This is a genomic window from Pseudomonas sp. 22189, from assembly GCF_052045635.1.
Lineage (GTDB): Bacteria > Pseudomonadota > Gammaproteobacteria > Pseudomonadales > Pseudomonadaceae > Aquipseudomonas > Aquipseudomonas parakoreensis.
Genome location: NZ_JBQEPG010000026.1, coordinates 50,845 through 74,995, shown reverse-complemented (window position 1 = coordinate 74,995; position 24,151 = coordinate 50,845). Strand labels below are relative to the sequence as shown.

Annotated in this window: 20 protein-coding genes and 3 tRNA genes; 2 read left to right on the top strand and 21 right to left on the bottom strand. The window is 58.6% G+C overall.

The window, feature by feature from the left end; all coding sequences use genetic code 11:
• Positions 1 to 196 precede the first annotated feature (196 nt).
• From ACTJKS_RS23075 to ACTJKS_RS23060, 4 genes are all read right to left on the bottom strand, one after another.
• On the bottom strand, positions 197 to 2,227 hold the full coding sequence (locus ACTJKS_RS23075) for a methyl-accepting chemotaxis protein (RefSeq protein ID WP_108181647.1): 2,031 nt from the start codon (positions 2,225 to 2,227) through the stop codon (positions 197 to 199).
• Positions 2,228 to 2,492: 265 nt separating this feature from the next.
• Positions 2,493 to 3,332: a regulatory signaling modulator protein AmpE gene (gene ampE, locus ACTJKS_RS23070; RefSeq protein ID WP_041066826.1), complete on the bottom strand. Its 840-nt coding sequence runs from the start codon at positions 3,330 to 3,332 to the stop codon at positions 2,493 to 2,495.
• A complete protein-coding gene (gene ampD / locus ACTJKS_RS23065; protein ID WP_108181646.1) occupies positions 3,329 to 3,889 on the bottom strand; it encodes a 1,6-anhydro-N-acetylmuramyl-L-alanine amidase AmpD in 561 nt (186 codons plus the stop codon). The genes ampE and ampD overlap by 4 nt, the downstream gene beginning before the upstream one ends.
• A 64-nt stretch (positions 3,890 to 3,953) precedes the next feature.
• Positions 3,954 to 6,140: a DUF1631 domain-containing protein gene (locus tag ACTJKS_RS23060; RefSeq protein ID WP_108181645.1), complete on the bottom strand. Its 2,187-nt coding sequence runs from the start codon at positions 6,138 to 6,140 to the stop codon at positions 3,954 to 3,956.
• Positions 6,141 to 6,445: 305 nt separating this feature from the next.
• Between ACTJKS_RS23060 and nadC the strand changes: the two genes are divergently transcribed.
• Positions 6,446 to 7,294 (top strand): carboxylating nicotinate-nucleotide diphosphorylase, encoded by an 849-nt coding sequence (gene nadC, locus ACTJKS_RS23055; protein WP_440829012.1) that lies wholly within the window; start codon positions 6,446 to 6,448, stop codon positions 7,292 to 7,294.
• 51 nt (positions 7,295 to 7,345) lie between these two features.
• Here nadC and ACTJKS_RS23050 read toward each other — a convergent pair whose 3' ends face one another.
• Positions 7,346 to 7,645 carry a DUF6388 family protein gene (locus tag ACTJKS_RS23050; protein ID WP_108181644.1) on the bottom strand — a complete coding sequence of 100 codons (300 nt, stop codon included), beginning with the start codon at positions 7,643 to 7,645 and terminating at the stop codon, positions 7,346 to 7,348.
• Between the two features lie 276 nt (positions 7,646 to 7,921).
• Here ACTJKS_RS23050 and ACTJKS_RS23045 point away from each other — a divergent pair, with 276 nt between their 5' ends.
• A complete protein-coding gene (locus ACTJKS_RS23045; protein ID WP_041066814.1) occupies positions 7,922 to 8,416 on the top strand; it encodes a hypothetical protein in 495 nt (164 codons plus the stop codon).
• A gap of 6 nt (positions 8,417 to 8,422) precedes the next feature.
• Here the strand turns inward: ACTJKS_RS23045 and ACTJKS_RS23040 are convergent.
• The 16 genes from ACTJKS_RS23040 to rlmE all read right to left on the bottom strand — a co-directional run bounded on the left by ACTJKS_RS23040 (position 8,423) and on the right by rlmE (position 24,067).
• Positions 8,423 to 8,498: transfer RNA gene (locus tag ACTJKS_RS23040), tRNA-Thr, on the bottom strand.
• 257 nt (positions 8,499 to 8,755) lie between these two features.
• Positions 8,756 to 10,861 (bottom strand): polyribonucleotide nucleotidyltransferase, encoded by a 2,106-nt coding sequence (gene pnp / locus ACTJKS_RS23035; protein ID WP_007961443.1) that lies wholly within the window; start codon positions 10,859 to 10,861, stop codon positions 8,756 to 8,758.
• Between the two features lie 193 nt (positions 10,862 to 11,054).
• Positions 11,055 to 11,324 (bottom strand): 30S ribosomal protein S15, encoded by a 270-nt coding sequence (rpsO, locus tag ACTJKS_RS23030; protein WP_003221553.1) that lies wholly within the window; start codon positions 11,322 to 11,324, stop codon positions 11,055 to 11,057.
• A gap of 141 nt (positions 11,325 to 11,465) precedes the next feature.
• Positions 11,466 to 12,383 (bottom strand): tRNA pseudouridine(55) synthase TruB, encoded by a 918-nt coding sequence (gene truB, locus ACTJKS_RS23025; RefSeq protein WP_024011571.1) that lies wholly within the window; start codon positions 12,381 to 12,383, stop codon positions 11,466 to 11,468.
• 4 nt (positions 12,384 to 12,387) lie between these two features.
• On the bottom strand, positions 12,388 to 12,786 hold the full coding sequence (gene rbfA, locus ACTJKS_RS23020; RefSeq protein WP_007961438.1) for a 30S ribosome-binding factor RbfA: 399 nt from the start codon (positions 12,784 to 12,786) through the stop codon (positions 12,388 to 12,390).
• Positions 12,787 to 12,946: 160 nt separating this feature from the next.
• Entirely contained in the window at positions 12,947 to 15,466 is a 2,520-nt protein-coding gene (gene infB / locus ACTJKS_RS23015) for a translation initiation factor IF-2 (protein ID WP_041066807.1), read from the bottom strand.
• Positions 15,467 to 15,493: 27 nt separating this feature from the next.
• Entirely contained in the window at positions 15,494 to 16,975 is a 1,482-nt protein-coding gene (nusA, locus tag ACTJKS_RS23010; RefSeq protein WP_003221546.1) for a transcription termination factor NusA, read from the bottom strand.
• Between the two features lie 47 nt (positions 16,976 to 17,022).
• Positions 17,023 to 17,481: a ribosome maturation factor RimP gene (rimP, locus tag ACTJKS_RS23005; protein WP_007973115.1), complete on the bottom strand. Its 459-nt coding sequence runs from the start codon at positions 17,479 to 17,481 to the stop codon at positions 17,023 to 17,025.
• Positions 17,482 to 17,619: 138 nt separating this feature from the next.
• Positions 17,620 to 17,696, bottom strand: a tRNA-Met gene (locus ACTJKS_RS23000).
• Between the two features lie 97 nt (positions 17,697 to 17,793).
• A tRNA-Leu gene (locus tag ACTJKS_RS22995) sits at positions 17,794 to 17,879 on the bottom strand.
• Between the two features lie 22 nt (positions 17,880 to 17,901).
• Positions 17,902 to 18,288 carry a preprotein translocase subunit SecG gene (gene secG / locus ACTJKS_RS22990; RefSeq protein WP_027610782.1) on the bottom strand — a complete coding sequence of 129 codons (387 nt, stop codon included), beginning with the start codon at positions 18,286 to 18,288 and terminating at the stop codon, positions 17,902 to 17,904.
• Positions 18,289 to 18,292: 4 nt separating this feature from the next.
• Positions 18,293 to 19,048 (bottom strand): triose-phosphate isomerase, encoded by a 756-nt coding sequence (gene tpiA / locus ACTJKS_RS22985; protein WP_008088336.1) that lies wholly within the window; start codon positions 19,046 to 19,048, stop codon positions 18,293 to 18,295.
• A 65-nt stretch (positions 19,049 to 19,113) separates the two neighbouring features.
• Positions 19,114 to 20,451, bottom strand: coding sequence for a phosphoglucosamine mutase (gene glmM / locus ACTJKS_RS22980; RefSeq protein WP_108181643.1), 1,338 nt, complete (start codon positions 20,449 to 20,451; stop codon positions 19,114 to 19,116).
• Positions 20,452 to 20,467: 16 nt separating this feature from the next.
• Positions 20,468 to 21,319: a dihydropteroate synthase gene (folP, locus tag ACTJKS_RS22975; protein ID WP_108181642.1), complete on the bottom strand. Its 852-nt coding sequence runs from the start codon at positions 21,317 to 21,319 to the stop codon at positions 20,468 to 20,470.
• An 8-nt stretch (positions 21,320 to 21,327) separates the two neighbouring features.
• On the bottom strand, positions 21,328 to 23,235 hold the full coding sequence (gene ftsH, locus ACTJKS_RS22970) for an ATP-dependent zinc metalloprotease FtsH (protein WP_027610779.1): 1,908 nt from the start codon (positions 23,233 to 23,235) through the stop codon (positions 21,328 to 21,330).
• A gap of 202 nt (positions 23,236 to 23,437) precedes the next feature.
• Positions 23,438 to 24,067 carry a 23S rRNA (uridine(2552)-2'-O)-methyltransferase RlmE gene (gene rlmE / locus ACTJKS_RS22965; RefSeq protein WP_003221536.1) on the bottom strand — a complete coding sequence of 210 codons (630 nt, stop codon included), beginning with the start codon at positions 24,065 to 24,067 and terminating at the stop codon, positions 23,438 to 23,440.
• Positions 24,068 to 24,151: the final 84 nt, after the last annotated feature.

Genomic DNA, 24,151 nt, shown 5'->3' with positions numbered 1-24,151 from the left:
AAGTATCAATGCATTACAAAATGTTCTGACATCTGCCCTGCTCCCCCTGTTGGAACGAGCATGTAGTGAGGGGATTCATCCCCGATGGACTGCGCAGCAGTCCCTCATCACTGACTGGGTATTGGGGACGCTTCGCGTCCCATCGGGGATAAATCCCCTCACCACAGGTTTCTGACAAGGGGTGGAATGGCAGGATTCAGACGCGGAACGCGCTGATCAGCTGTTTGAGTTCCACCACCTGCGCCGACAGTGCCCGGCTGGCATCCTCGGTCTGATGCGCACCTTGGGCCGTGCGTTCACCGGCGCGGTTGATCTCGACGATGTTCTGATCGATGTCATGCGCGACGGCGGTCTGCTGCTCCACGGCAGCGGCGATCTGCTGATTCTGATCGACGATCATGCCTACCGCCCCCAGGATGTTTTCCAACGCCTGCTGGACCTTTTCCGACTGCCCGACCGTGCCGTTGGCCATCTGATGGCTGACGCCCATGGCTTTCACCGCCGCACCGACGCCGCCATGCAGTTTGGCGATCATCTGCTCGATTTCTTCGGTCGATTGCTGAGTGCGTTTGGCCAACGTACGCACTTCATCTGCCACCACGGCAAAGCCACGGCCCTGCTCGCCGGCACGGGCCGCTTCGATGGCCGCGTTAAGCGCCAGCAGATTGGTCTGCTCGGCAATGCTCTTGATCACTTCCAGCACGCGGCTGATCGACTGGCTGTCGCTGGCCAACTGATTGATCACCAGCACCGATTGGTCGATCTCGCTGGCCAACGCGGCAATGCTGCCCTGCTGCGACTCCACCAGTGTGCGGCCACTGACGGTTTCATCGTTGACGCTGTGCGCACTGCTCACCGCTGCCGCTGCGCTGCGTGCAACTTCCAGCGAGGTCGCCGACATCTGATTCATCGCGGTCGCGACTTGCTCGATCTGCGTGCGCTGCCCGGCCACCGCCTGATTGCTTTGCGCGGAGACGTTTTCCACCTGCCCGGCCTGGCGCTCGACCTCGGCCACGGTATGGCCGACCCGTTCGATCAAGTCGTGGATCTTCCTTACGGTGCCGTTGAACACCTCGCCCAGCTCGCCGAGTTCATCGCGGCTGCTGGCCTTGAAATTGACCGTCATGTCACCGGCCGCGACCTTGTCCATCATCGCGCCCAAACGCTTGAGCGTGGTGCGGGTCGAGGCGTAGAAACCCGCGTAGAGATAGAAAATCAGCACGAACACCACCGACAACGCCACCGCCTGCAACACCATGTGCGTGCGGTTTTGCGCCAGGCGCTGCTGCAGTTGGGTATCGAGAAATTTCAAGGTCGCGTCATTGAGCTGGTAGGTCTGCGCCATCAGCCCGGTGACTTGGTCGTAGAACGCCTGCCACGGAGTATCGAGGGTCTCGGCCACCACGACTTTCGCTTCAAACAGTTCACTGGCCTGTTTGAGCGAGGTCTTGCTGCTGTCGGACGGCGCGCTGAGGCTGGCGCGCGCGGCTTTGCTGGAATCGAGGGCATCCTGCAATTTCAGTGCGTATTCGGCCTGGAGCTTTTCGATCTGCGCCAGCAACTCGTCGAAGCGGGTACTCGACGAGCTGTTGAGAAAGCCCTGCCCCAACGAATACGAGCCGATGGCCCGGCCTTCGCCGAGGGTTTGGGTGACGCCCGGGGTAACGTTGGTGAGCAATTCGCTGAGCTGACGGATGTCGCTCTGATTGTCGCGGCTCAGCCCGGCCTGACTGGCGATGATCTGGCTGAATATCTGCGCATTACCAAGCAATTTGCCGATCATCGCGCTTTTGCTTTGCAGGGAGCTTTCCGCCTGTTGCGCCTTGAACGCGTTGATCATTTCATCGCGTTTGCCGTCGAACAGTTTGACCTGCTCGGGATCGTCTGTCATCGCCTGCAGACCTTGCAAGCGCGCCAGCACGGCTTGCTCCAGGCTGCTGATCTGCGCCTCGAGGTTGTCGGCCTTGCCGGACTGCCCGAGGACAACGTTGATCTGCACCAGATTGTTCAGCGTTTCCAGATCCCGGCGCAGGCTCAGGCTGCTGCCCAGCAGATCGAGGCTCTGCAATTCGACCCGGGTGCCCTGGAATTCGCGGTAGGAATCGCGCACCAGATAGAAATTGGTCACCAGCATCGGCACCAGGAACAGCACGCTGATCAGGCTGAACTTCATGCCGAAGCTCAGACGGTTCATCAGCGAGACGGCGGGATAGAGCAAGCTCTTCACTGGAAGTCTCCCTTGGCTTTTCTTGTTTTTATTGGCAGGCGCAGGGCGACAGCAGATAGCCACTATCGGGCGCTGTCTCTGTATAGCTCAAATCGGAGAGAGGTTTTGTAACTTAAGGTTAACGACTACGCTGCGCCGGTCACTGACCTGTGGCGAGGGGATTTATCCCCGATGGGCTGCGCAGCAGCCCCATTAAGATATTGGGGCCGCTGCGCGCCCCATCGGGGATAAATCCCCTCACCACAATGAATTTCACCGGCGAGTATCAGTGAATCAAGACTGTCCACAAGGCAAACCCGGCATACCACAGCACCGCCGCGCGCAGCAGCAGTTCCCACAGGCAATCGAGGGTATTGATACCTTCAGGGCCGACCACCGGCGGCGGGATCTCGCCTGCTGCCAGGCCGACCTTGTTGATCAGATGCGCGGCGCTGATGTTCCAGTTCAACAGCTCGTGCAACATCACCCGGCTGACCGCGACGAAGTTGCCGACCAGTGCAAGGCTGGCAGCCAGCAGGCGCACCGGCAACCAGTCAAAGGCGTGACGTAACTGGCCGGCACGTTCGGCGAGCGCCGGGTTCTGGCTGTTTTCTTCCGCCAATGCCAGTAAGCGATAAGCCAGCGCCGCGACCGGACCGAGCACGAAGTACCAGAAAATCACCGCGAAGAAGCTCTGATAGGCCTGCCACAGCAAGTGACTCTGGACCTGTTCCAGCAATTGCTCACCGCTGTCGGCACAGATATCCAGATCACGCTTGGCCACATGCGCGGCCGCTTGCAGGTCTTCACGCCGCCAGGCGTCACGGAACGGCCCGAGCCCTCCGAGCAGATCACCGCGGCCCAAGGCGTAAATCACCACCACCAAATGCACCGGCAAGGCCAACAAGCCGTACGCGACGGGTTCCAGTACCAGCAGCAACAAGCCGAGCAGCGCCACCGGCAGCAACACCAGAATGGTCAGCACCAGCCACGGTCGATTCGATAATCGTGGGCTGCTTTCGAGTTTGTGCAGCTCGCGGATCCATCCGCCATCGCGTTGAACCCGATGGCGCAAGGCCGAGAACTTCTCGATCCAGACCGCCAGCAGTAACACCAGAAAACTCATTGTCCTTCCTCTTGTGCCAGGGCTGCGCGGTAACGCGCCCAGTCGAATGCCGGGCCAGGATCGGTCTTGCGCCCGGGTGCGATGTCGCTGTGCCCGCAGATACGGGCGTCGGTGATGGCCGGAAATGCGGTTTGCAGCTGACGCGTCAGCGTGATCAGCGCCTGATACTGCGCATCGGTAAAGGGCAGATCATCGGTGCCTTCGAGCTCGATGCCCACGGAAAAATCGTTACAGGTTTCCCGGCCTTCGAACTTCGACACGCCCGCATGCCACGCCCGCTCCAGACAGGAGACAAACTGGGTGACGCGGCCGTCACGTTCGATCAGAAAATGCGCCGAGACGCGCAAGTCGGCAATCCCTGCAAAATAGGGATGCTCGGTGACATCCAGACGATTCTGGAAAAATTCCTGCACCTTGCCGGTGGCGAACTGCGCCGGCGGCAGGCTGATGTTGTGGATCACCAACAGGGAGATTTCGCCCGCAGGGCGTTCATTGAAGTTGGGCGATGGGCAGACCTGCACCCCGTGACACCACCCGCTAGCGGGATCCAACTGCATACCGATTCCTTCAACGCCGACTGTGTTGGCGCCCAGTATGCCGTGATCGGCCCCCGGCGCGCGATCACTTGCCGCGATTGAGGCGCCGCAGATTGCCGAGCACCGACTCCAGCGCCCGATCAAACAGCAAGGTGTCATCCAGCGCACGCACCGCGCCCCGGCGGAATTCAAGGGCCAGGTCAATGCGGCTGCGCTCCAGCACTTTCATCCCGGTACGATCAACAAACACGTATTTGCCGGTGGCTTCGATGACCGCCGCGAGCTTGCAGCGCAGGCTGTGCTCGTCGTCTTCCTGGAAGGCGACCCAACTGCCCAGACGCAATTGCTCCACCTGACGCAGGCCGGGGTCGTCATGCGCCAGGCCGCTGGCATTCAGGCCGATCGCGCCCTCTTCAGCGCTGCGCAGGGTAATGTGCTGCGACACTTCGACCAGCGCCGGCGCATCGGCCGGCGGCGGCTCGGATGAGGGCTCAAGCACCCGCACATGCAACGCTTCCAGCTCGCTGAAAAATTCGCTGGTGGCGAACGGATCGAACGCCGAACTGCTCAGGCCATCACGCAATGATTTGAGCAAACCGGGCACCAGCGCCAGCAATCGCAGACCGGCGTCCGCCTCGTCATGACGTTGCACGCTCCAGATCAATTGTTCCATGGTCTGGACATCGGCCTGCCATTCAGCCGACTGGTCGCCATGCTTGAGGCACGTCAGCAGCAGCACTTTGCTCCACGCATCACGCACGAACATTACCACCGAAGGCGGCAGGACTTTCCCCAGCAGCGCCAGATTCAACACCTGCTCGACCCGCTGCCGGGCCAACTCGGTTTTCGCTCGCCCTTCCTCGGCGTCGCGCAAACGCTGCTCAAGCAATTCGCTGCGCCGCCGCTCATCGCTGGTGAAGGCGAGGAAGTCTGCGAGCAATTCGGAGAAGATCGCCGGGTCGTCAACGAACTCGGTGAGCAGGCGCTGCACCACTTGTTCGATGCGCAGATACAGGCTGTCACGCGCCTCGCCGCTGCAATCGCCCCAGCCCATGGCGGCATCGGCGATCTCATTGAGCAGGCGTCGCGCCGGGTGGCTGCCGCGACTGAAGAAGCTTTTGTCGAGCACCGCCACTTTGAGCATCGGAATCTGCAGACGGGCGATCAACGCCTTGAGCGAATCCGGCAGGTTAGGGTCTTCGAGGATGCAGTCGAAGACCATCGCAATCAGATTGATCACGTCTTCATCCGCACCGTCGACGATGCGCGATTTGCCGCTCCTGACGCTGACCCGTGTCAGCAATTGTTCGAGCTGGTTGCGCAGGTCGAAGTCATCCTGCGCCGCCAGCGCCGGGACGTATTGCTGCAGATGCGAGAGCAGGCGCAGCAGATCGCGGGTACTGATCGGCTGCGTCGCGACGCTCGGCTCCAGGGTCGGCGCGACGCTGCCGCGCACGTGCCGGAGCAACTCCTGCAACGCGGCGAAAACTTCCTGTACGCCTTCGTCGGCGGGAGCCGGCTCGTCGCTTTCTTCGCTGCTGATGCTCGCTGCCGCACGCTCGATCGCGCGACGCGCAGGTGCCGGTTTCAACTCGGGCAGCACGCCAGTGGCGACCAGCAATTGATTGGCTTCGGCGTACAACGGCTCGGTGTCGGCCAGTACGTAGCGTTCGAACAGTTTGAGCAAGATCAGCTTGACCTTGATCTCCACCCCCAGGTTGCGCCCGGCTTGCAGAAAAAACTCGCAGAGCATCGTCGGGCCGAGCGGGTTGTGCTGGTTGTCGAAATTCTTGCCCAGCAACACGTTGAGCCGCGCGGTCAGTTGATCGAGGGCAAAGCCGTCACGCTTGAGCACCCGGCCGACCATGGTCTCGACCGCCACGTTGCGCTCCATGTCGTCGGTGCGCGGTGCCGACTCTTCGAACATCAACGAATCGGGCAACGTGTGCTGAACGGGGTCGTACTGGATGAGAGCGACGAAGGCTTCGAAAAATTGTTCGAGAAACCCGCGCTCGATGTTTTTGCGCTTGAGGCGCAGGTCGCGCATGGCTTCGAAAAAGATGTTCTGTTCGACATCGTTGCGCGCTCGGTCGGCCATTTCGAACAGGGTGTCGTCGGCGTTATCGAACAACTCCTGCAAACCGTGGCGCAGTTGCTGGGCCGCCTTGTCGCGGACCTGAAGCAGAATCACAGGCAGGCGGGCGAGCGGCGAGTGATTCGCCTGATCGGTAGCGGCCTTGTGCAAAGGCACTACATTCCCGTCGTTGTGCATCCAAGCCTCCTGAAACGGTGATTCCACTGGGCAGTTACCGCGCAATTCCCTGTGGGAGCGGGCTTGCTCTCACATCAGCGTCAAAGCCATGACGTCAAATGCAAGGCGGATTATCTTGCAAAACTTGTCGCGGGCGCTATAGCCGTCAGGGTTTCCCCTATGCCTGCAACACCTTCCAGTGACCACGAGAAGCGCTGCTTTGCTCACAGAAAATCGACCAGTTGCAGTCTGCCACGCGCGTTCTCGCCTTGGGTTGGCTCTCGCCATGCCCCTATAATCGGCGCACTTAGTTTGTGGAGCCCGTTATGCCGAATCTACGTCTCGCCGATCTGACCGCCGAAATCGAAGCCAACGTGCGCCGCGCGTTGCTCGAAGACGTCGGCAGCGGCGACATCACCGCGCAACTGATCCCGGCCGAACGTCTGGCCAAAGCCACCATCATTACTCGTGACGACGCCGTCATCTGCGGCACGGCGTGGGTTGACACGGTGTTTCGCCAGCTCGATCCGCGCGTCGCAGTGCATTGGCAGGTGCGGGATGGCGAACGGGTCAAACCCAATCAGCCGCTATTTCACCTGGAAGGCCCGGCGCGTTCGTTGCTGACGGGCGAGCGCAGCGCGCTGAACTTCCTGCAACTGCTGTCCGGCGTGGCAACGCGTGCGCAGTACCTGGCGGACTTCGTGGCCCAGACCCAGGTCAAGCTGCTGGATACCCGCAAGACCCTGCCAGGCCTGCGTCTGGCGCAGAAATACGCAGTGACCTGCGGCGGCTGCCACAACCACCGCATCGGCCTCTACGACGCGTTCCTGATCAAGGAAAACCACATCGCCGCCAGCGGCGGCATTGCGCAGGCCATCGCCGCCGCGCACAAGATCGCGCCGGGCAAACCGGTGGAAGTCGAAGTGGAAAGTCTGGAAGAGCTGAAAGAAGCGCTGACAGCCGGCGCCGACATCATCATGCTCGACGAGCTGAGCCTGAATGACATGCGCGAAGCCGTGCGCCTGAACGGCGGCAAGGCCAAACTGGAGGCCAGCGGCGGCATCAACGAAAGCACGCTGCTGCCGATTGCCGAGACCGGGGTGGATTACATCTCGATCGGTGCGATGACCAAGGATGTGAAGGCAGTGGACCTGTCGATGCGTCTGAGCCTCTGAGGCCCTCAAGCCATAAAAAACGCCAGCCCGGTTAAGGCTGGCGTTTTTGTTTCAGACCACCAGATTGTTCATCTCGCAGTACTCTTCCCAATCGACGCCCAACACTTCGGCCGCCTCCTTGTGCAGTTCCAGACGCTTGGCCTCAAACTCTTCAGGGGTGCTGGTGTACTTGAGCGTCAACTCCCACGGCTGCAAGCCCTGAGATTCGGCTTCGTCCTCGAATGCCCACTGGATCTGGTCTTTCTGATCATCAGGACTCAGGTCCTTGATCTCTTCCAGCAGTTGGGGCGCGTCGAGCTTGTATTTCTCCAGCGCTTGTTCGTGACGTTGCTCTTGAGTTAATTCGGTCATGGCGTTCTCGCTGATCGTAAGAATGGAGGATGGATCTGGATCATCAAGGATCTCTCTGACGCGGATTGTCCGGCCTTCGGAACCATTCGGGATCATCTGAAAACTGCTAAGCGATGCTCATGCAGGCACCGAATATAGGACGTTTGCATGACGAATTACACGGCTCTTTACATCTCTTGCACAAAAACTTGACCTGCGGAACATAAATCCGGATTTTGAGTCATAGCGATGTGCCACTTCGGCACTCACTCTTGCTGTTCACAAGGAAAACCAGTGATGCGCAGCTTTTCGAAGATTTGTTCCGTTGTGTCTGCCAGTGCCCTGCTCGCCGCCATGCTGTTGCCGGCCAGCGCCATGGCGCTTGAATTGAGCAACAGCAGCTCATCCTATGGCGACAAGGTTTCGCTGATTCACAATGACTACGGCAAGGATGTTGTCATCAAAAGCGATATCAGCATTGATGAACTGCAAAAGATCCGCGATACCGTCCGCGATCAGTCACGCCAGATTGAAGAACTCAAACGCAGCAGCGGTTCGAGTTCGAACTCCAGCAGCAAGGAAATCGATGACCTGAAGAGCAAGGTCAAGGATCAGGACCGGCAACTGGATACCCTCGGACGCCAGGTCGAAGACCTCAAGCGCAACAGCGGCTCGAGCTCGAATTCCGCCAGCAGCGAGATTTCCAGCCTGAAGCAGAAAATCAACGATCAGGATCGCGCCATGGAACAACTCAAACGAACCGTCGAGGATCTGAGCCGCAAGGTGAAATAAGGGAAGTGGTGCCCGAGACAGGAATCGAACCTGCGACCTTCGCGTTACGAGTGCGCTGCTCTACCGGCTGAGCTACACGGGCGGTGGGCTAAACCTAGCACCGGTCTCGGGCTGCGGCAAATTTGAGCGTGTTTCTGCTGATTATCACTTGTGGCGAGGGAGCTTGCTCCCGCTGGGTTGCGCAGCGACCCCAACCTTTCTGAGGCTGATGTTTTTTACGACTGCTGCGCAACCGGGCGGGAGCAAGCTCCCTCGCCACAAATGCGTTTATGGCAGACAAAAAAATGCCCCGCCGTTTTCACGGCGGGGCATTTTCATTGCGCTAAAGCTGGGGGCTGATTAAACACCCGAAGCCTTGGCCGCTGCCACGTCTTTGATGGACAGCTTGATACGGCCGCGGTTGTCCACGTCCAGTACCAGCACTTCCACTTCCTGGCCTTCTTTCAGGATGTCGGTGACTTTCTCTACGCGAGCGTCGCTCAGCATCGAGATGTGCACCAGACCGTCCTTGCCCGGCAGGATGTTGACGAATGCGCCGAAGTCGACGATGCGCTCAACCTTGCCGACGTAGATCTTGCCGATCTCGGCTTCTGCAGTGATGCTCAGAACGCGCTGGCGAGCAGCTTCTGCGGCATCCTTGGTTTCGCCGAAGATCTTGATCGAACCGTCGTCTTCGATATCGATCGAAGCCTTGGTTTCTTCGCAGATCGCACGGATGGTCGCGCCACCTTTACCGATAACGTCACGGATCTTGTCGGTGTCGATCTTCATCGCGATCATGGTCGGCGCGTTGGCCGACAGCTCGGTACGCGACTGACCGATGATCTGGTTCATCTGGCCGAGGATGTTCAGGCGCGCTTCCAGGGCCTGGCCCAGAGCGATTTCCATGATCTCTTCGGTGATGCCCTTGATCTTGATGTCCATCTGCAGCGCAGTAACGCCTTTGGCGGTACCGGCTACTTTGAAGTCCATGTCGCCCAGGTGGTCTTCGTCACCCAGGATGTCGGTCAGGACGGCGAACTTCTCGCCTTCTTTGACCAGACCCATGGCGATACCGGCAACCGGCGCCTTCATTGGCACACCAGCGTCCATCAGGGCCAGGGAAGCGCCGCAAACGGAAGCCATCGAGCTCGAACCGTTGGATTCGGTGATTTCCGAAACCACACGGATGGTGTACGGGAACACGTCAGCGGCTGGCAGCATGGCCGAAACCGAACGACGGGCCAGACGGCCGTGACCGATTTCACGACGACCAGCGCCACCCATGCGACCACACTCGCCCACCGAGAACGGAGGGAAGTTGTAGTGCAGCATGAACGGGTCTTTTTTCTCGCCTTCCAGGGTGTCCAGCAGCTGTGCGTCACGGGCAGTACCCAGCGTCGCGACTACCAGAGCCTGGGTTTCGCCACGGGTGAACAGCGCCGAACCGTGAGTCTTAGGCAGAACGCCGACTTCGATGTTCAGCGGACGTACGGTGCGGGTGTCGCGGCCGTCGATACGTGGCTTGCCGTTAACGATGTTTTCGCGAACGGTGCGGTATTCGATTTCGCCGAAAGCGGCTTTGACGTCAGCAGCAGAAGGCTGGCCTTCTTCGCCGGACAGCTTGGCAACGACCTGGTCTTTCAGCTCGCCCAGACGTGCGTAGCGGTCAGCCTTGACGGTGATGGTGTAAGCCTGGGAGATCGCTTCGCCGAACTCGGCACGGATCGCGCCCAGCAGTTCGGTGGCTTCTGGAGCAGGCGCCCAGGTCCAGGTTGGCTTGGCAGCTTCAGCGGCCAGTTCCTTGACGGCGTTGATCACCACCTGGAACTCGTCGTGAGCAAACAGTACCGCGCCCAGCATCTGGTCTTCGGTCAGCTCTTTGGCTTCCGATTCAACCATCAGTACGGCGTCGGAGGTGCCGGCAACGACCATGTCCAGGCTCGAAGCAGCTTGCTGCTCGTAGGTCGGGTTCAGCAGGTAGCCGGTGCTTTCGTGGAAAGCGACGCGAGCGGCGCCGATCGGGCCGTCGAACGGAATACCGGAGATGGCCAGGGCAGCCGAGGTACCGATCATCGCAGCGATGTCCGGATCGGTCTTCTTGCTAGTGGAAACGACGGTGCAGACAACCTGCACTTCGTTCATGAAACCTTCTGGGAACAGCGGACGGATCGGACGGTCGATCAGTCGGGAAGTCAGGGTTTCTTTCTCGGAAGGACGGCCTTCACGCTTGAAGAAACCGCCAGGGATCTTACCGGCAGCGTAAGTTTTTTCCTGGTAGTGAACGGACAGAGGGAAGAAACCCTTGCCTGGATCGGCTTGCTTGGCACCGACTACGGTCACCAATACGCTGACGTCGTCGTCAACGGTGACCAATACTGCGCCGGAGGCCTGACGGGCGATACGGCCAGTCTCGAGGGTAACGGTCGACTGACCGAACTGGAATTTTTTGATTACCGGGTTCACGGTGTCCTACCTTCTTTGTGGCTCTTGGGGGAACTGGTTTCTTGCGAAATTCTTGGGCAATGTCGGGAATCGGCCCGCTGACTGTCCGGGTAAAACGGTAGTGCAGATAAAACTTGAGGCTGGGAGCCTGCCAGCCACCAGCGGAAAACCGCCGATGCCTGACAGACAACCAACCTCATAGCGCAATCGCTGATTAGCGACGCAGACCCAGGCGGCCGATCAGAGCGCTGTAACGGCTCAGATCCTTGCCTTTCAGGTAGTCCAGCAGCTTGCGACGCTGGTTTACCATGCGGATCAGACCACGACGGGAGTGGTGGTCTTTACCGTTGGCCTTGAAGTGACCTTGCAGTTTGTTGATGTTGGCGGTCAGCAGTGCAACTTGCACTTCTGGCGAACCAGTATCACCAACAGCTTGCTGGTAGTCGGCAACGATTTGAGCTTTTTCTTGAACGTCGAGAGCCATGAGGCAATCCTTTTATCAGGAAACTGTTTCAATAACAGTTTCAACAGGCCAGGGACAAATCCCTGTATCTATAAATGAGTAGTGACCGTGCCTGTTGACAGCCACACTCGCCGGCCTGCTGTTACACAGACCGGTTTCCGGTCATTCTGACCGAATCAGTCGACGTGGCGCGATGCGCCCGTCTTCGCTCACTTCACCGATACCGATGAAGCGACCGTTGTGATCCTGTACCCGTACCATGCCGAACTTCGGCGCATCCGGGGCACGTACTGGCTGGCCGTTGAGCCAGTAGAACGCACTCGCTTCGGAGAAGTGCAGCAGCGGCCAATCCTGCAGGCCGCTGTCCGATGGCATCAGGAAGCGGTCGACCGCTTCGTTGCCGCCTTCGGCATGTACTGCTTCCAGCTCTTCGAGGGTCACGGTCTGCGCCAGGGTGAAAGGCCCGGCCTGGGTACGACGCAGTTCAGCGACGTACGCACCACAACCGAGTTGCTCACCGATATCCTCCACCAAAGTGCGAATATAGGTGCCCTTGCTGCAATCCACCGCAAGACGCGCAGTATCGCCTTCGAAGGCCAGCAATTCCAAGCGCGCAATAGTAACAGAACGCGGTTCGCGCTCCACTACTTCGCCTGCACGGGCCAGCTTGTACAGCGGCTGACCATCACGCTTGAGTGCCGAGTACATCGGCGGTATCTGACTGATTTGCCCGCGAAATTTCGGCAGAACCGCTTCGACATCGGCGCGACCAACGGTCACCGGGCGCTCCTGCAAAACCTCACCCTCAGCGTCCGCCGTGGTGGTGGTCTTGCCCAGTTGCGCGAGGGTTTCGTAACCCTTGTCGGAATCGAGCAGGTATTGCGAGAACTTGGTTGCTTCGCCAAAGCACAGCGGCAATACACCGGTGGCCAACGGGTCGAGGCTGCCGGTGTGACCGGCCTTCTCGGCGTTGAGCAACCAGCGAACCTTCTGCAACGCGGCGTTGGAGGTGAACCCCAGCGGCTTGTCGAGCAGGATGATACCGCTGACGTTACGACGGATACGTTTGACCTGAGCCACCGAATTACTCCTTGGTGTCTTCAGGTGCAGCAGCCACGTGCTGATTGTCCTCAGCCACGGCGCGCTCGATCAGGGCCGACAGGTGCGCGCCACGCACGACGCTTTCGTCGTAGTGGAAATGCAATTGCGGCACGCTGCGCAGCTTCATTTCACGGGCCAGCTGCATGCGCAGGAAACCTGCGGCAGCGTTGAGCACCTTGATGCTTTGCGCGATGTCTTCGGCGTTGTCCTGCCCCATCACGGTGATGAAGATCTTCGCGTGACCGACGTCACGGCTGACTTCCACAGCAGTAATGGTGACCAGGCCGACGCGCGGGTCTTTGACTTCACGACGGATCAGCTGGGCCAGCTCACGCTGCATCTGATCGCCGATACGTTGGGTACGGCTGTATTCTTTTGCCATGATTTTGTTACCTGTTACTGCCCTACGGTGAAACCCGCAAGGTCTGAAAGCGGCAAACGCCCGGCCTGACAAAAGCCAGACCGGGCGTTGCGTTTAGAGTCCTGACGCCGTGGCGCGCATCTGCATGCGGCGGCTCGGCGTGGCCCTTGAAGTGCGCGAGTCAGAGGCTGCGAGCAACCTGAACCTTCTCGAAGACTTCGATCTTGTCACCGACTTTGACGTCGTTGTAGCTCTTCACGCCGATACCGCATTCCATGCCGGCACGTACTTCGGAAGCGTCATCCTTGAAGCGGCGCAGGGATTCCAGCTCGCCTTCGAAGATAACGATGTCTTCACGCAGTACACGGATCGGACGGTTACGGTGCACAACACCTTCGATCACCATGCAACCGGCGATCGCGCCAAACTTCGGCGAACGGAACACGTCACGAACTTCGGCCACACCCAGGATGTTCTCGCGAACATCGCTGCCGAGCATGCCGGTCAGGGCTTTCTTGACGTCTTCGATGATGTCGTAGATCACGTTGTAGTAACGCATGTCCAGACCTTCCTGCTCGACGATCTTCCGTGCGCCAGCATCGGCACGCACGTTGAAGCCGAACAGTACAGCGTTGGAAGCCAGTGCCAGGTTGGCGTCGGACTCGGTGATACCACCGACACCGCCACCGACCACGCGCACTTGCACTTCGTCGTTGCCCAGGCCGTTCAGAGCGCCCTGCAAAGCTTCCAGCGAACCACGGACGTCGGATTTGAGGACGATGTTGAGCGTCTTCTTCTCTTCCTGGCCCATGTTTTCGAAGATGTTTTCCAGCTTGCCGGCGTGAGCGCGAGCCAGTTTGACTTCGCGGAACTTGCCTTGACGGAACAGAGCCACTTCACGGGCTTTCTTCTCGTCGGCAACCACGCTCATCTCGTCGCCAGCGTCCGGCGTACCGTCAAGACCCAGGATTTCGACCGGAATGGCCGGACCGGCTTCCTTGATTGGCTTGCCGTTCTCGTCGAGCATGGCGCGCACGCGGCCATAGTTCGAGCCGACCAGCACCATGTCGCCTTGACGCAGCGTACCGTCCTGAACCAGAACAGTGGCTACCGGGCCACGGCCCTTGTCCAGACGCGATTCGACGACAACACCACGGCCAGGAGCCGATGGGGTGGCGGTCAGTTCGAGCACTTCGGCCTGCAGCAGAACGGCTTCGAGCAGTTCGTCAACGCCGGTACCCATTTTCGCCGAAACCGGTACGAATGGCGTGTCGCCGCCCCAGTCTTCGGAAGTCACGCCGTGAACCGACAGTTCGCTGCGGATGCGATCGAGGTCGGCACCTGGCTTGTCGATCTTGTTCACCGCAACCACCAGAGGAACGCCAGCCGCCTGAGCGTGCTGAACAGCCTCGATGGTTTGCGGCATCACGCCGTCGTCCGCCGCAACGACCAGGATCACGATGTCGGTCGCCTTGGCACCACGGGCACGCATGGCGGTAAACGCAGCGTGACCCGGAGTGTCGAGGAACGTCACCATGCCGCGGTCGGTTTCAACGTGGTACGCACCGATGTGCTGGGTAATGCCGCCGGCTTCGCCTGCAGCTACCTTGGCACGACGGATGTAGTCGAGCAGGGAAGTCTTACCGTGGTCAACGTGGCCCATTACGGTCACGACTGGCGCACGGGAAACTGCCTCGCCTTCAAACTTCAGGGACTCGGCCAGGGAATCTTCCAGGGCGGTGTCGCTGACCAGGGTCACTTTGTGGCCCAGCTCTTCAGCTACCAGTTGAGCAGTTTCCTGATCGAGTACCTGGTTGATGGTCGCTGGAGTGCCCAGTTTGAACATGAACTTGATGATTTCAGCAGCCTTGACCGACATCTGCTGGGCAAGATCGCCAACAGTGATGGTCTCGCCGATCTTCACTTCACGCACGACAGGACCGGTAGGGTTCTGGAAACCGTGAGCGTTGCGCTTCTTCAGCTTGGCCTTGCCGCGACCACCACGACGGAAGCCATCGCTTTCTTCGTCGGTAGTGCGTGGCGCCACTCGTGGAGCCGGCGCTTTTTCTTTGACCGATGCGCGATGCGGAGCGTTTTTGCGCTCGCCATCGCCGCCGCCACGACGACTGTTATCGTCGGCACGTGGTTTGTCCGGACGGCGCTGTTCGTCACGCTTGCGCGTGTCGGCAGCTGGCGCAGCAGCGACAACTGGTGCGGCTTCGCGCACAGGTTCAGCGACTGGCGCAGGTGCTGCAACAGCTTCGGCAGGAGCGCTCGGCGCAGCAGCAGGCTGGCGACGCGCTTCTTCTTCAGCGCGCTGCTTGGCTTCTTCTTCAGCCTTCTGACGGGCAGCATTTTCTACTGCGCGACGCTCTTCCAGTTCACGCTGGCGCTCGGCTTCGATTTCTTCCGGGCTACGCTGTACGAAAACCTTCTTCTTGCGAACTTCTACGCTGATGCTCTTGCTACCAGCCACACGCAGGGTGCTGGTGGTTTTACGCTGCAGCGTGATTTTGCGTGGTTCTTCCACTTTCGCCTTGTGGCTGCTTTTCAAGTGAGTCAGCAGGGATTGCTTCTCACTGTCAGTCACATGTTCTTCGGCGGCGGTGTGCGGCAGACCTGCCTCACGCATCTGCTGCAACAGGCGCTCTACCGGTGTTTTGACCTCATCGGCCAGTTGTTTCACCGTGACTTGCGTCATGCACTTCTCTCCTCAGGCCGCGCCTAATTACTCGAACCAGTGGGCTCGGGCGGCCATGATCAACTTGCCGGCACGATCATCGTCAATGCCGTCGATGTCGAGCAGGTCGTCAATAGACTGCTCGGCCAGGTCTTCGCGGGTAATTACGCCGCGCACCGCCAGTTCCATCGCCAAATCCTTGTCCATACCCTCAAGCGAGAGCAGGTCTTCGGCCGGATGGGCGTCTGCCAGCTTTTCCTCAGTAGCGATGGCTTTGGTCAACAAACGATCCTTGGCACGAGCGCGAAGCTCGTTGACGATGTCTTCGTCAAAGCCGTCGATGTTGAGCATTTCTTCCAACGGTACGTAGGCAATCTCTTCCAGGCTGGTGAAGCCTTCATCTACCAGCACCTGAGCCAGCTCTTCGTCGACTTCCAGCTCGTCGATGAAGTTGCGCAGGATGTCGCCGGTTTCTGCTTGTTGCTTAGCCTGGATGTCCGATTCGGTCATCACGTTCAGGGTCCAGCCAGTCAACTGGCTCGCCAGACGCACGTTCTGACCACCTCGACCGATGGCCTGAGCCAGGTTGTCTGCGCCAACGGCGATGTCCATTGCATGGGCATCCTCGTCAACGATAATGGCCGCCACTTCTGCCGGCGACATGGCATTGATCACGAACTGCGCCGGGTTATCGTCCCACAGGACGATATCGACACGCTCGCCACCCAACTCGCCCGACACGGCCTGGACGCGCGAACCGCGCATACCGATGCACGCGCCCTGCGGGTCGATGCGTTTGTCCTTAGAACGGACAGCGATCTTGGCACGCGAACCCGGATCACGGGACGCCGCCATGACTTCAATCAGGCCTTCGGCGATTTCCGGCACTTCGATGCGGAACAACTCGATCAGCATTTCCGGCGCGGTACGCGACAGGATCAACTGCGGGCCGCGGTTCTCGGTGCGGATTTCCTTGAGCAGTGCGCGCAGGCGCACACCGACACGGAAGGTTTCGCGAGAAATGATGTCTTCACGGGCCAGCAACGCTTCGGCGTTGTTGCCCAGATCGACGATCACGTTGTCACGGGTGACTTTCTTCACGGTGCCGGAGATGATTTCTCCCAGGCGCTCGCGATAGGCGTCGACCACTTGAGCGCGCTCGGCTTCACGGACTTTCTGCACGATGACCTGTTTGGCGGTCTGTGCTGCAATGCGGCCGAACTCGATGGATTCGATCTTTTCTTCGACGACGTCGCCGACCTTGGCGCCCGGATGCGTTTCGGCAACCTTGCTTGGCCAGGTTTCGATCGCAGGATCGTCGAGATCATTCTCTTCGACGACTGTCCAGCGACGGAAAGTCTCGTAGGAACCGGTGTGGCGGTTAATTTCCACACGCAGGTCAACTTCGTCTTCAAAACGCTTTTTGGTAGCAGTGGCCAGAGCCAGCTCCAGCGCTTCAAAAATCACGCTTGCCGGTACACCCTTTTCATTGGATACCGACTCAACAACCAGCAGTACTTCTTTGCTCATCGTACGCCTCGCCTTTCGCAAGCCATTGGATCCGCGGGATCCGCGTCTCAGTCAAAACTGGGAATAATGTTGGCCTTGTCGATCATATCGATCGGCAACAGGAACTCATGGTCTTCTACCTGCACCACGACGTCCTGTTCTTCTACACCGCGCAGAAGGCCCTGAAAGTTGCGTCGACCTTCAAAAGGCGAGCGCAGCTTGATCTTCACTTGTTCACCGGCAAATTTTGCAAACTGCTCAAGAGTGAACAGTGGGCGTTCCATGCCAGGCGAGGAAACTTCGAGGGTGTATTCAACGGAGATCGGATCTTCAACATCCAGGACACCGCTGATCTGACGGCTGACAATGGCGCAATCGTCCACCAGCACGCCACCCTCTTTATCGATATAAACACGCAACATCGAGTGACGACCCTGAGCCGAAAACTCGATACCCCAGCATTCATAGCCTAGGGCCACGACCACCGGGGCCAACAAGGCCTGCAACTCTTCTAGCTTGCTCGACACCTGAACCCCCTCGTGCATGTAAATGCATGCGCTGCAAAATAAAAAAATGGGCGAAACGCCCATCCTTGAAACGCCGTCGAACAGCGGCGCAGAAAGTATCCAGCTAACAAAAAGCCCCTGAAAAGGGGCTCCTTAAACTGGTTGCGGGGGCCGGATTTGAACCGACGACCTTCGGGTTATGAGCCCGACGAGCTACCAGACTGCTCCACCCCGCGACAAAGCTGGGGCGGAAGTATACGACCGATCCCTTATAGGGTCAATGTAACCTTCCACCTGCAAGAAAGCCCGCAACAGCGGGCTCTCCTGACTAATTGGTACCGAGAAGGGGACTCGAACCCCTACACCCTATGGGCACAACCACCTCAAGGTTGCGTGTCTACCAATTCCACCACCTCGGCAAAACTACGTTTGAAACTCTTCTTACTTCTGCTCTTGAGCTGGAGGTACGTCAGTCGCTGGAGTAGCCGACTTTTGCTCTTGAAGCACCGGGACATCATCAGAAGCCGGTTGTTGTTGCTTAGGTACTTCCAACACTGCTGGATCTGGCAAACCTGCTTGAGTCAGCTGATGAGCCTTCTCTTTAGCAAAGTAACCTAACCCCAAGCTGGTTATGAAGAAACCGGCGGCAAGTATAGCAGTAAACTTACTAAGAAAGGTAGAGGAACCTTGGCTTCCGAACACAGTATTTGAAGCACCTGCTCCGAAAGACGCGCCAGCGTCCGCACCTTTACCCTGCTGCAGCAAAACCAGAGCAACTACGCCCAATGCACCCAGCAGATGAAAAACGACTACGACTGTTTCCAGCATTTTTTCAGTTTCCCGCGGCGCGACAAATCGCACCGAACTCATCTGCATTCAGGGAAGCTCCACCAATGAGCCCCCCATCGATATCCGGCATGCCGAACAGTTCGACCGCATTGGCCGCCTTCACGCTGCCGCCGTATAGAAGCCGCACACCTCGCGCGACTTCAGAATTCTCTGCCGCCAACTGCTCTCGAATGGCCTTATGCACATCCTGAGCCTGTTGCGGCGTTGCAGTCAGTCCGGTACCAATGGCCCAGACAGGCTCGTAAGCAATGACTGCCTTGGCAAAGGCACCAACACCCAGCTCCTCGATGATGCTGCCCAGCTGACGCCCGACAACCTCAAGAGTTTTTCCGGCTTCGCGCTGTTCGAGGGTCTCCCCTACACACAACACCGGAATCAAGCCACATGCCTGTGCCGCTGCGAACTTGCGATTCAGCATCCCATCTCGCTCGCCCATTATCTGGCGGCGCTCGGAGTGCCCGACAAGCACCAGGGAACAACCTGCATCCACCAACTGACTAGGAGCAATCTCGCCAGTCAACGCACCTTGCATGGATTCCACCGCAGAATTCTGCGCACCGACCGAAATCGATTTACCTTTCAAGCCATCAATCACTTGATTGATATGCAAGCAAGGCGGGAATACCGCGACATCAACACCGCTTGGCAAGGCCAGATGACGAAGGCCGTTGATCAGCTCAGCGACGCTGGCGCGGGTACCGTGCATCTTCCAGTTACCAGCTACCATAGGGCGACGCATGCTGTACCTCGTCGGTCAAAGTGGGCGCAGATGTTACCCAACACAATCATGGCTGGCAAGCCGAATCAGGCAGAAACTTCAGTTACCAGTTTTGCCAGTTCTTCGGCGTAGCTGCGAACCTGAGTTTCATCCTCGCCTTCGACCATCACACGTACCAATGGCTCTGTGCCCGACTTGCGCAGAAGCACCCGGCCACGACCCGCCATTGCCTGGGTTACACGCGCACTGGCTTCCTTGACAGCCGGGTGTTCAAGCGGACTTTCGCCACCACCGAAGCGCACATTGATCAGTACCTGAGGGCACTTGCGCAAAGCCTGACGCGTTTGCGCAAGACCTTCATTGCGGGTTTTCAGTGCCATCAGCACTTGCAACGCAGCAATGATTGCATCACCTGTAGTGGTGTGATTGAAACAAACGACATGTCCCGAGTTCTCACCACCAACCAGCCAGTTACGCTCCAGCAACTCGGCGATCACATAACGGTCACCGACATTGGCTCGAATGAACGGTATCGAAAGATCTGCCAGTGCGAGCTCAAGCCCCAGATTGCTCATCAGGGTACCGACTACGCCACCCTGCAACTTGCCACGCTCGTGCAGATCACGCGCAATGATGAACAGCAGCTCGTCGCCATCGACAATGGCGCCCGTGTGATCGACCATCAACACCCGGTCACCGTCACCATCAAAGGCGATCCCCAGATCAGCGTGCTCGGCGAGAACAGCGGCCTGCAGCGGCCCCATATGGGTCGAACCGCAATTGTCATTGATGTTCAGGCCATTGGGCTGAGCCGACAGCACGACCACTTCAGCGCCCAACTCACGAAAGACACTAGGAGCAACTTTGTAGGTCGCTCCGTGTGCGCAGTCGATCACAATTTTCAAACCGGAAAAGCTGGTACCGGTAGGCACACTGCTTTTACAGAATTCGATGTAGCGACCCGAGGCGTCGTTGATACGCGACACCTTGCCAATTTTGCTCGACTCAACCACGGTCATCGGGGTATCGAGCAATTCTTCGATCATCAGCTCCAACTCGTCAGGCAGCTTGGTGCCTTTACCCGAGAAGAACTTGATGCCGTTATCGTCATGCGGGTTATGTGAAGCACTGATCACGATCCCGGCTTCGGCTTGAAACGTGCGCGACAGATAGGCAATTGCGGGCGTCGGCATCGGACCAAGCAGCATCACATCGGCGCCCGCCGACGTCAGACCTGCCTCAAGCGCCGATTCGAACATGTAGCCGGAGATTCGCGTGTCCTTGCCAACCAGCACCTTGCACGCGCCCATCTTGCGAAAGGCCATACCGGCCGCCCAGCCGAGCTTGAGCATGAAGTCCGGAGTGATCGGATATTCACCGACACGGCCACGAATACCGTCAGTACCAAAGTATTTCTTGCTCATAAGTGCTCCATCATTCTTATTCGGCTGATTCCACGGCCGCGAGCATGCGCACCACGTCTACCGTTTCCGCCACATCATGGACGCGCAGGATACGCGCACCTTTCACCGACGCCAGTGCCGCGAGGGCCAGACCGCCATGCAGACGCTCGCCCACGGGGCGATTCAGCGCCTGGCCAATCATGCTTTTGCGCGAGACACCAACCAATAGCGGACGCCCCAGCGCATGCAGGGCTTCCATATGCTTGAACAAGCTTAGATTGTGCTGGAGGGTTTTCGCGAAACCGAAACCGGGATCAAGAATGATCCGCTCTGCAGGAATGCCCACCGCCGCACATTGAGCCATGCGCTCTGCCAGAAACTCTCCCACCTCCCGAGTGACGTCCTGATAGTGCGGATTGTCTTGCATGTCACCCGGCTCGCCGAGCATATGCATCAGGCAGACCGGCAATCCGGTCGCCGCTGCTGCATCCAGCGCGCCATCGCGGCGCAGCGAACGCACATCATTGATCAACCCGGCGCCCAGGCGCGCGGTTTCACGCATCACGGCAGGTGTCGAAGTATCGACCGAGATGATCACATCCAGCTCGCGATTGATCAGCTCCACGATTGGGGCCACGCGCTCCAGCTCTTCCAGCGGCGAAACCGCGCGCGCGCCAGGCCGGGTCGATTCACCGCCGACATCGATCAGCGTCGCCCCAGCAGCCACCATGGCTGCGGCGTGACGCAAGGCCACGTCGAGCTGATTGTACCGGCCGCCATCGGAGAAGGAATCGGGAGTGACATTGAGAATGCCCATGACATGCGTCTGGGCCAAATCAAGAACCCGGTTGCCGCAAGGCAACCGGGTCAGGGACTGTACAGAAGTCATTTCAAACCTTAAACGTCAGCAGCCGGACCGCCGATCGGTGTTTCCGGACGCTCATCCTGAATCACCGGAGGCGGAGGCGTACCCGTGCCACCTGTCCAGTCACGCGGTTCACGTGGCGTACGACCCGCCATGATGTCGTCGATCTGCTCGGCATCAATAGTTTCGTACTTCATCAGCGCATCAGCCATGGCATCCAGCTTGTCACGGTTGTCCGTGAGGATCTGCTTGGCCGTGCCGTAGCACTGATCAATGATGCTGCGCACTTCAGAGTCGATAAGTTTGGCTGTCTCACCGGAGAAGCTGGCATTCTGACCGCCACCACCGCGACCGAGGAACACCTCTCCCTCTTCTTCGGCGTACATCAGCGGACCGAGTTTTTCCGACAGCCCCCACTTGGTCACCATGTTCCGCGCAATCTGACTGGCACGCATGATGTCGTTGGACGCGCCGGTGGTCACACCGTCGAAACCAAGAGTCATTTCTTCGGCGATACGCCCACCGTACAGCGAGCAGATCTGGCTGATCAGCGCACGCTTGGACAGGCTGTAGCGATCCTCTTCCGGCAGGAACATGGTCACACCCAGCGCACGACCACGTGGAATGATCGAAACCTTGTAGACAGGATCATGCTCAGGCACAACGCGCCCAACGATCGCATGGCCCGCTTCGTGATAAGCGGTGTTCTGTTTCTCTTTCTCGGACATGACCATGGATTTGCGCTCGGCGCCCATCATGATCTTGTCTTTGGCCAGCTCGAATTCTTTCATTTCGACGATGCGCTTGCCGCTACGTGCAGCGAACAGCGACGCTTCGTTGACCAGGTTAGCCAGATCCGCACCGGAGAAGCCCGGGGTACCGCGCGCGATAACGGCCGGAGCCACATCATCACCCATTGGCACTTTACGCATGTGAACCTTGAGGATCTGCTCGCGACCGCGGATATCCGGCAAACCGACAACGACCTGACGGTCGAAACGGCCCGGACGCAGCAGCGCAGGGTCGAGCACGTCGGGACGGTTGGTCGCTGCAATCACAATGATGCCGTCATTCATTTCGAAGCCGTCCATCTCTACCAGCAACTGGTTGAGGGTCTGCTCACGCTCGTCGTGACCGCCGCCCATGCCGGCGCCACGGTGGCGACCGACGGCGTCGATTTCGTCAATGAAGATGATGCACGGCGCGTGCTTCTTGGCCTGCTCGAACATGTCGCGAACGCGGCTTGCACCGACACCCACAAACATTTCAACGAAGTCGGAACCGGAGATAGTGAAGAACGGCACTTTCGCTTCGCCGGCAATCGCCTTGGCCAGCAAGGTTTTACCGGTACCCGGAGGGCCGACCATCAACACGCCGCGAGGAATACGACCGCCGAGGCGCTGGAACTTGCCCGGATCACGCAGGAACTCAACCAGCTCACCAACTTCTTCCTTGGCTTCGTCGCAACCAGCAACGTCAGCCAGCGTGGTCTTCACCTGATCTTCGGAGAGCAGGCGTGCCTTGCTCTTGCCAAAGCTCATCGGTCCACCCTTGCCGCCGGCACCACCCTGCATCTGGCGCATGAAGAACATGAACACCGCGATGATCACCAGGATCGGGAAGCTGGCCACCAGAAGTTGGGTCCAGATGCTTTGCTGCTCAGGCTGCTTGCCTTCAACCACAACGTGATTGTCGACCAGATCGCCGATCAGGCCATTGTCCTGGATCGCCGGACGAATGGTCTTGAAGCTGTCGCCATCGTTGCGCTTGCCGGTAATCACATAGCCGTCAACGGCTACGCGCTCGACCTTGCCATCCTTGACCTGCTGGATGAAGTCGGAATAGTTGAGGGTCTGCGGCTCGTTAGGGCTGGAGAAGTTGTTCATCACCGTCACGAGGACTGCCGCGATGATCAACCACAGGATCAGATTCTTTGCCATATCGTTCAATTAACTACCCTCTGAAGCAAGCTCCGCTACTGGCGCGCGCTTCGCATGATATTCACCGGCCTAACTTACTACATTACCTACAACTCTTGCAGGCGCCGTCTGTAACCCTTTGTGAAACACTTTCTACACAATATTCGCTTATGCACGCGGGGCAAAATACGAAAAACCTATCACCCTGCCAAAAAACCTCGTTTTACTCATTACCTCCGCGGTAGCCCCAAGCCAGCATGTATTGCTCGCGGGAGCTGCCACGGGAAGAGTCCGGCTTGATCATCTGGATCTTGTCGAACTTTTTCCGAGCATCCTTCAGGTAGACATCAAAACCTTCGCCCTGAAAAATCTTGATCACGAAATTACCACCCGGCTTGAGTATCCGCTCTGCCAGATCAAGCGCCAGCTCGCAAAGGAACATGGCTTTGGGCATGTCCACTTCAGGCGTACCACTCATATTGGGGGCCATATCGGAAATCACAAGGTCCACCTGTGAATTACCCACGGCTTCAAGGATTCGCGCGAGCACTTCGTCCTCGGTGAAGTCACCTTGAATGAAGGTCACGTCCGGAATGCTGTCCATTTCCAGGATGTCCGAAGCGATCAGTCGCCCCTGACCACCGATCAGCCGGCTGGTGACCTGTGACCAGCCGCCAGGCGCCGCGCCCAGGTCGACAACGCTCATGCCGGAGCGGATCAGCTTGTATTTCTCCTGGATCTCCAGAAGCTTGTAACTCGCACGCGAGCGGTAGCCATCCTTCTGCGCCTGCTTCACATAAGGATCGTTGACATGTCGTTTCAGCCAACCAAGGCTTGTCTTGGAACGCGCCATTGGGCACCTCGATAATAAGGGTCGTGATTAATTGGGCGGATCCACGAACCCTCGGGTAAAATGGCCGCCATTTTACAGAATCCA

What these genes read in the sequence shown, in the direction of transcription:
- nadC (WP_440829012.1), top strand. Translation starts at nt 6,446, where the DNA reads ATGCCGAATCTACGTCTCGCCGATCTGACCGCCGAAATCGAAGCCAAC.
- ftsH (WP_027610779.1), bottom strand. Translation starts at nt 23,235, where the DNA reads ATGGCAAAGAATCTGATCCTGTGGTTGATCATCGCGGCAGTCCTCGTG.
- tpiA (WP_008088336.1), bottom strand. Translation starts at nt 19,048, where the DNA reads ATGCGTCGCCCTATGGTAGCTGGTAACTGGAAGATGCACGGTACCCGC.
- folP (WP_108181642.1), bottom strand. Translation starts at nt 21,319, where the DNA reads ATGACTTCTGTACAGTCCCTGACCCGGTTGCCTTGCGGCAACCGGGTT.
- nusA (WP_003221546.1), bottom strand. Translation starts at nt 16,975, where the DNA reads ATGAGCAAAGAAGTACTGCTGGTTGTTGAGTCGGTATCCAATGAAAAG.
- glmM (WP_108181643.1), bottom strand. Translation starts at nt 20,451, where the DNA reads ATGAGCAAGAAATACTTTGGTACTGACGGTATTCGTGGCCGTGTCGGT.
- ACTJKS_RS23060 (WP_108181645.1), bottom strand. Translation starts at nt 6,140, where the DNA reads ATGCACAACGACGGGAATGTAGTGCCTTTGCACAAGGCCGCTACCGAT.
- ampE (WP_041066826.1), bottom strand. Translation starts at nt 3,332, where the DNA reads ATGAGTTTTCTGGTGTTACTGCTGGCGGTCTGGATCGAGAAGTTCTCG.
- ampD (WP_108181646.1), bottom strand. Translation starts at nt 3,889, where the DNA reads ATGCAGTTGGATCCCGCTAGCGGGTGGTGTCACGGGGTGCAGGTCTGC.
- rlmE (WP_003221536.1), bottom strand. Translation starts at nt 24,067, where the DNA reads ATGGCGCGTTCCAAGACAAGCCTTGGTTGGCTGAAACGACATGTCAAC.
- infB (WP_041066807.1), bottom strand. Translation starts at nt 15,466, where the DNA reads ATGACGCAAGTCACGGTGAAACAACTGGCCGATGAGGTCAAAACACCG.
- rpsO (WP_003221553.1), bottom strand. Translation starts at nt 11,324, where the DNA reads ATGGCTCTCGACGTTCAAGAAAAAGCTCAAATCGTTGCCGACTACCAG.
- ACTJKS_RS23050 (WP_108181644.1), bottom strand. Translation starts at nt 7,645, where the DNA reads ATGACCGAATTAACTCAAGAGCAACGTCACGAACAAGCGCTGGAGAAA.
- ACTJKS_RS23045 (WP_041066814.1), top strand. Translation starts at nt 7,922, where the DNA reads ATGCGCAGCTTTTCGAAGATTTGTTCCGTTGTGTCTGCCAGTGCCCTG.
- secG (WP_027610782.1), bottom strand. Translation starts at nt 18,288, where the DNA reads ATGCTGGAAACAGTCGTAGTCGTTTTTCATCTGCTGGGTGCATTGGGC.
- rbfA (WP_007961438.1), bottom strand. Translation starts at nt 12,786, where the DNA reads ATGGCAAAAGAATACAGCCGTACCCAACGTATCGGCGATCAGATGCAG.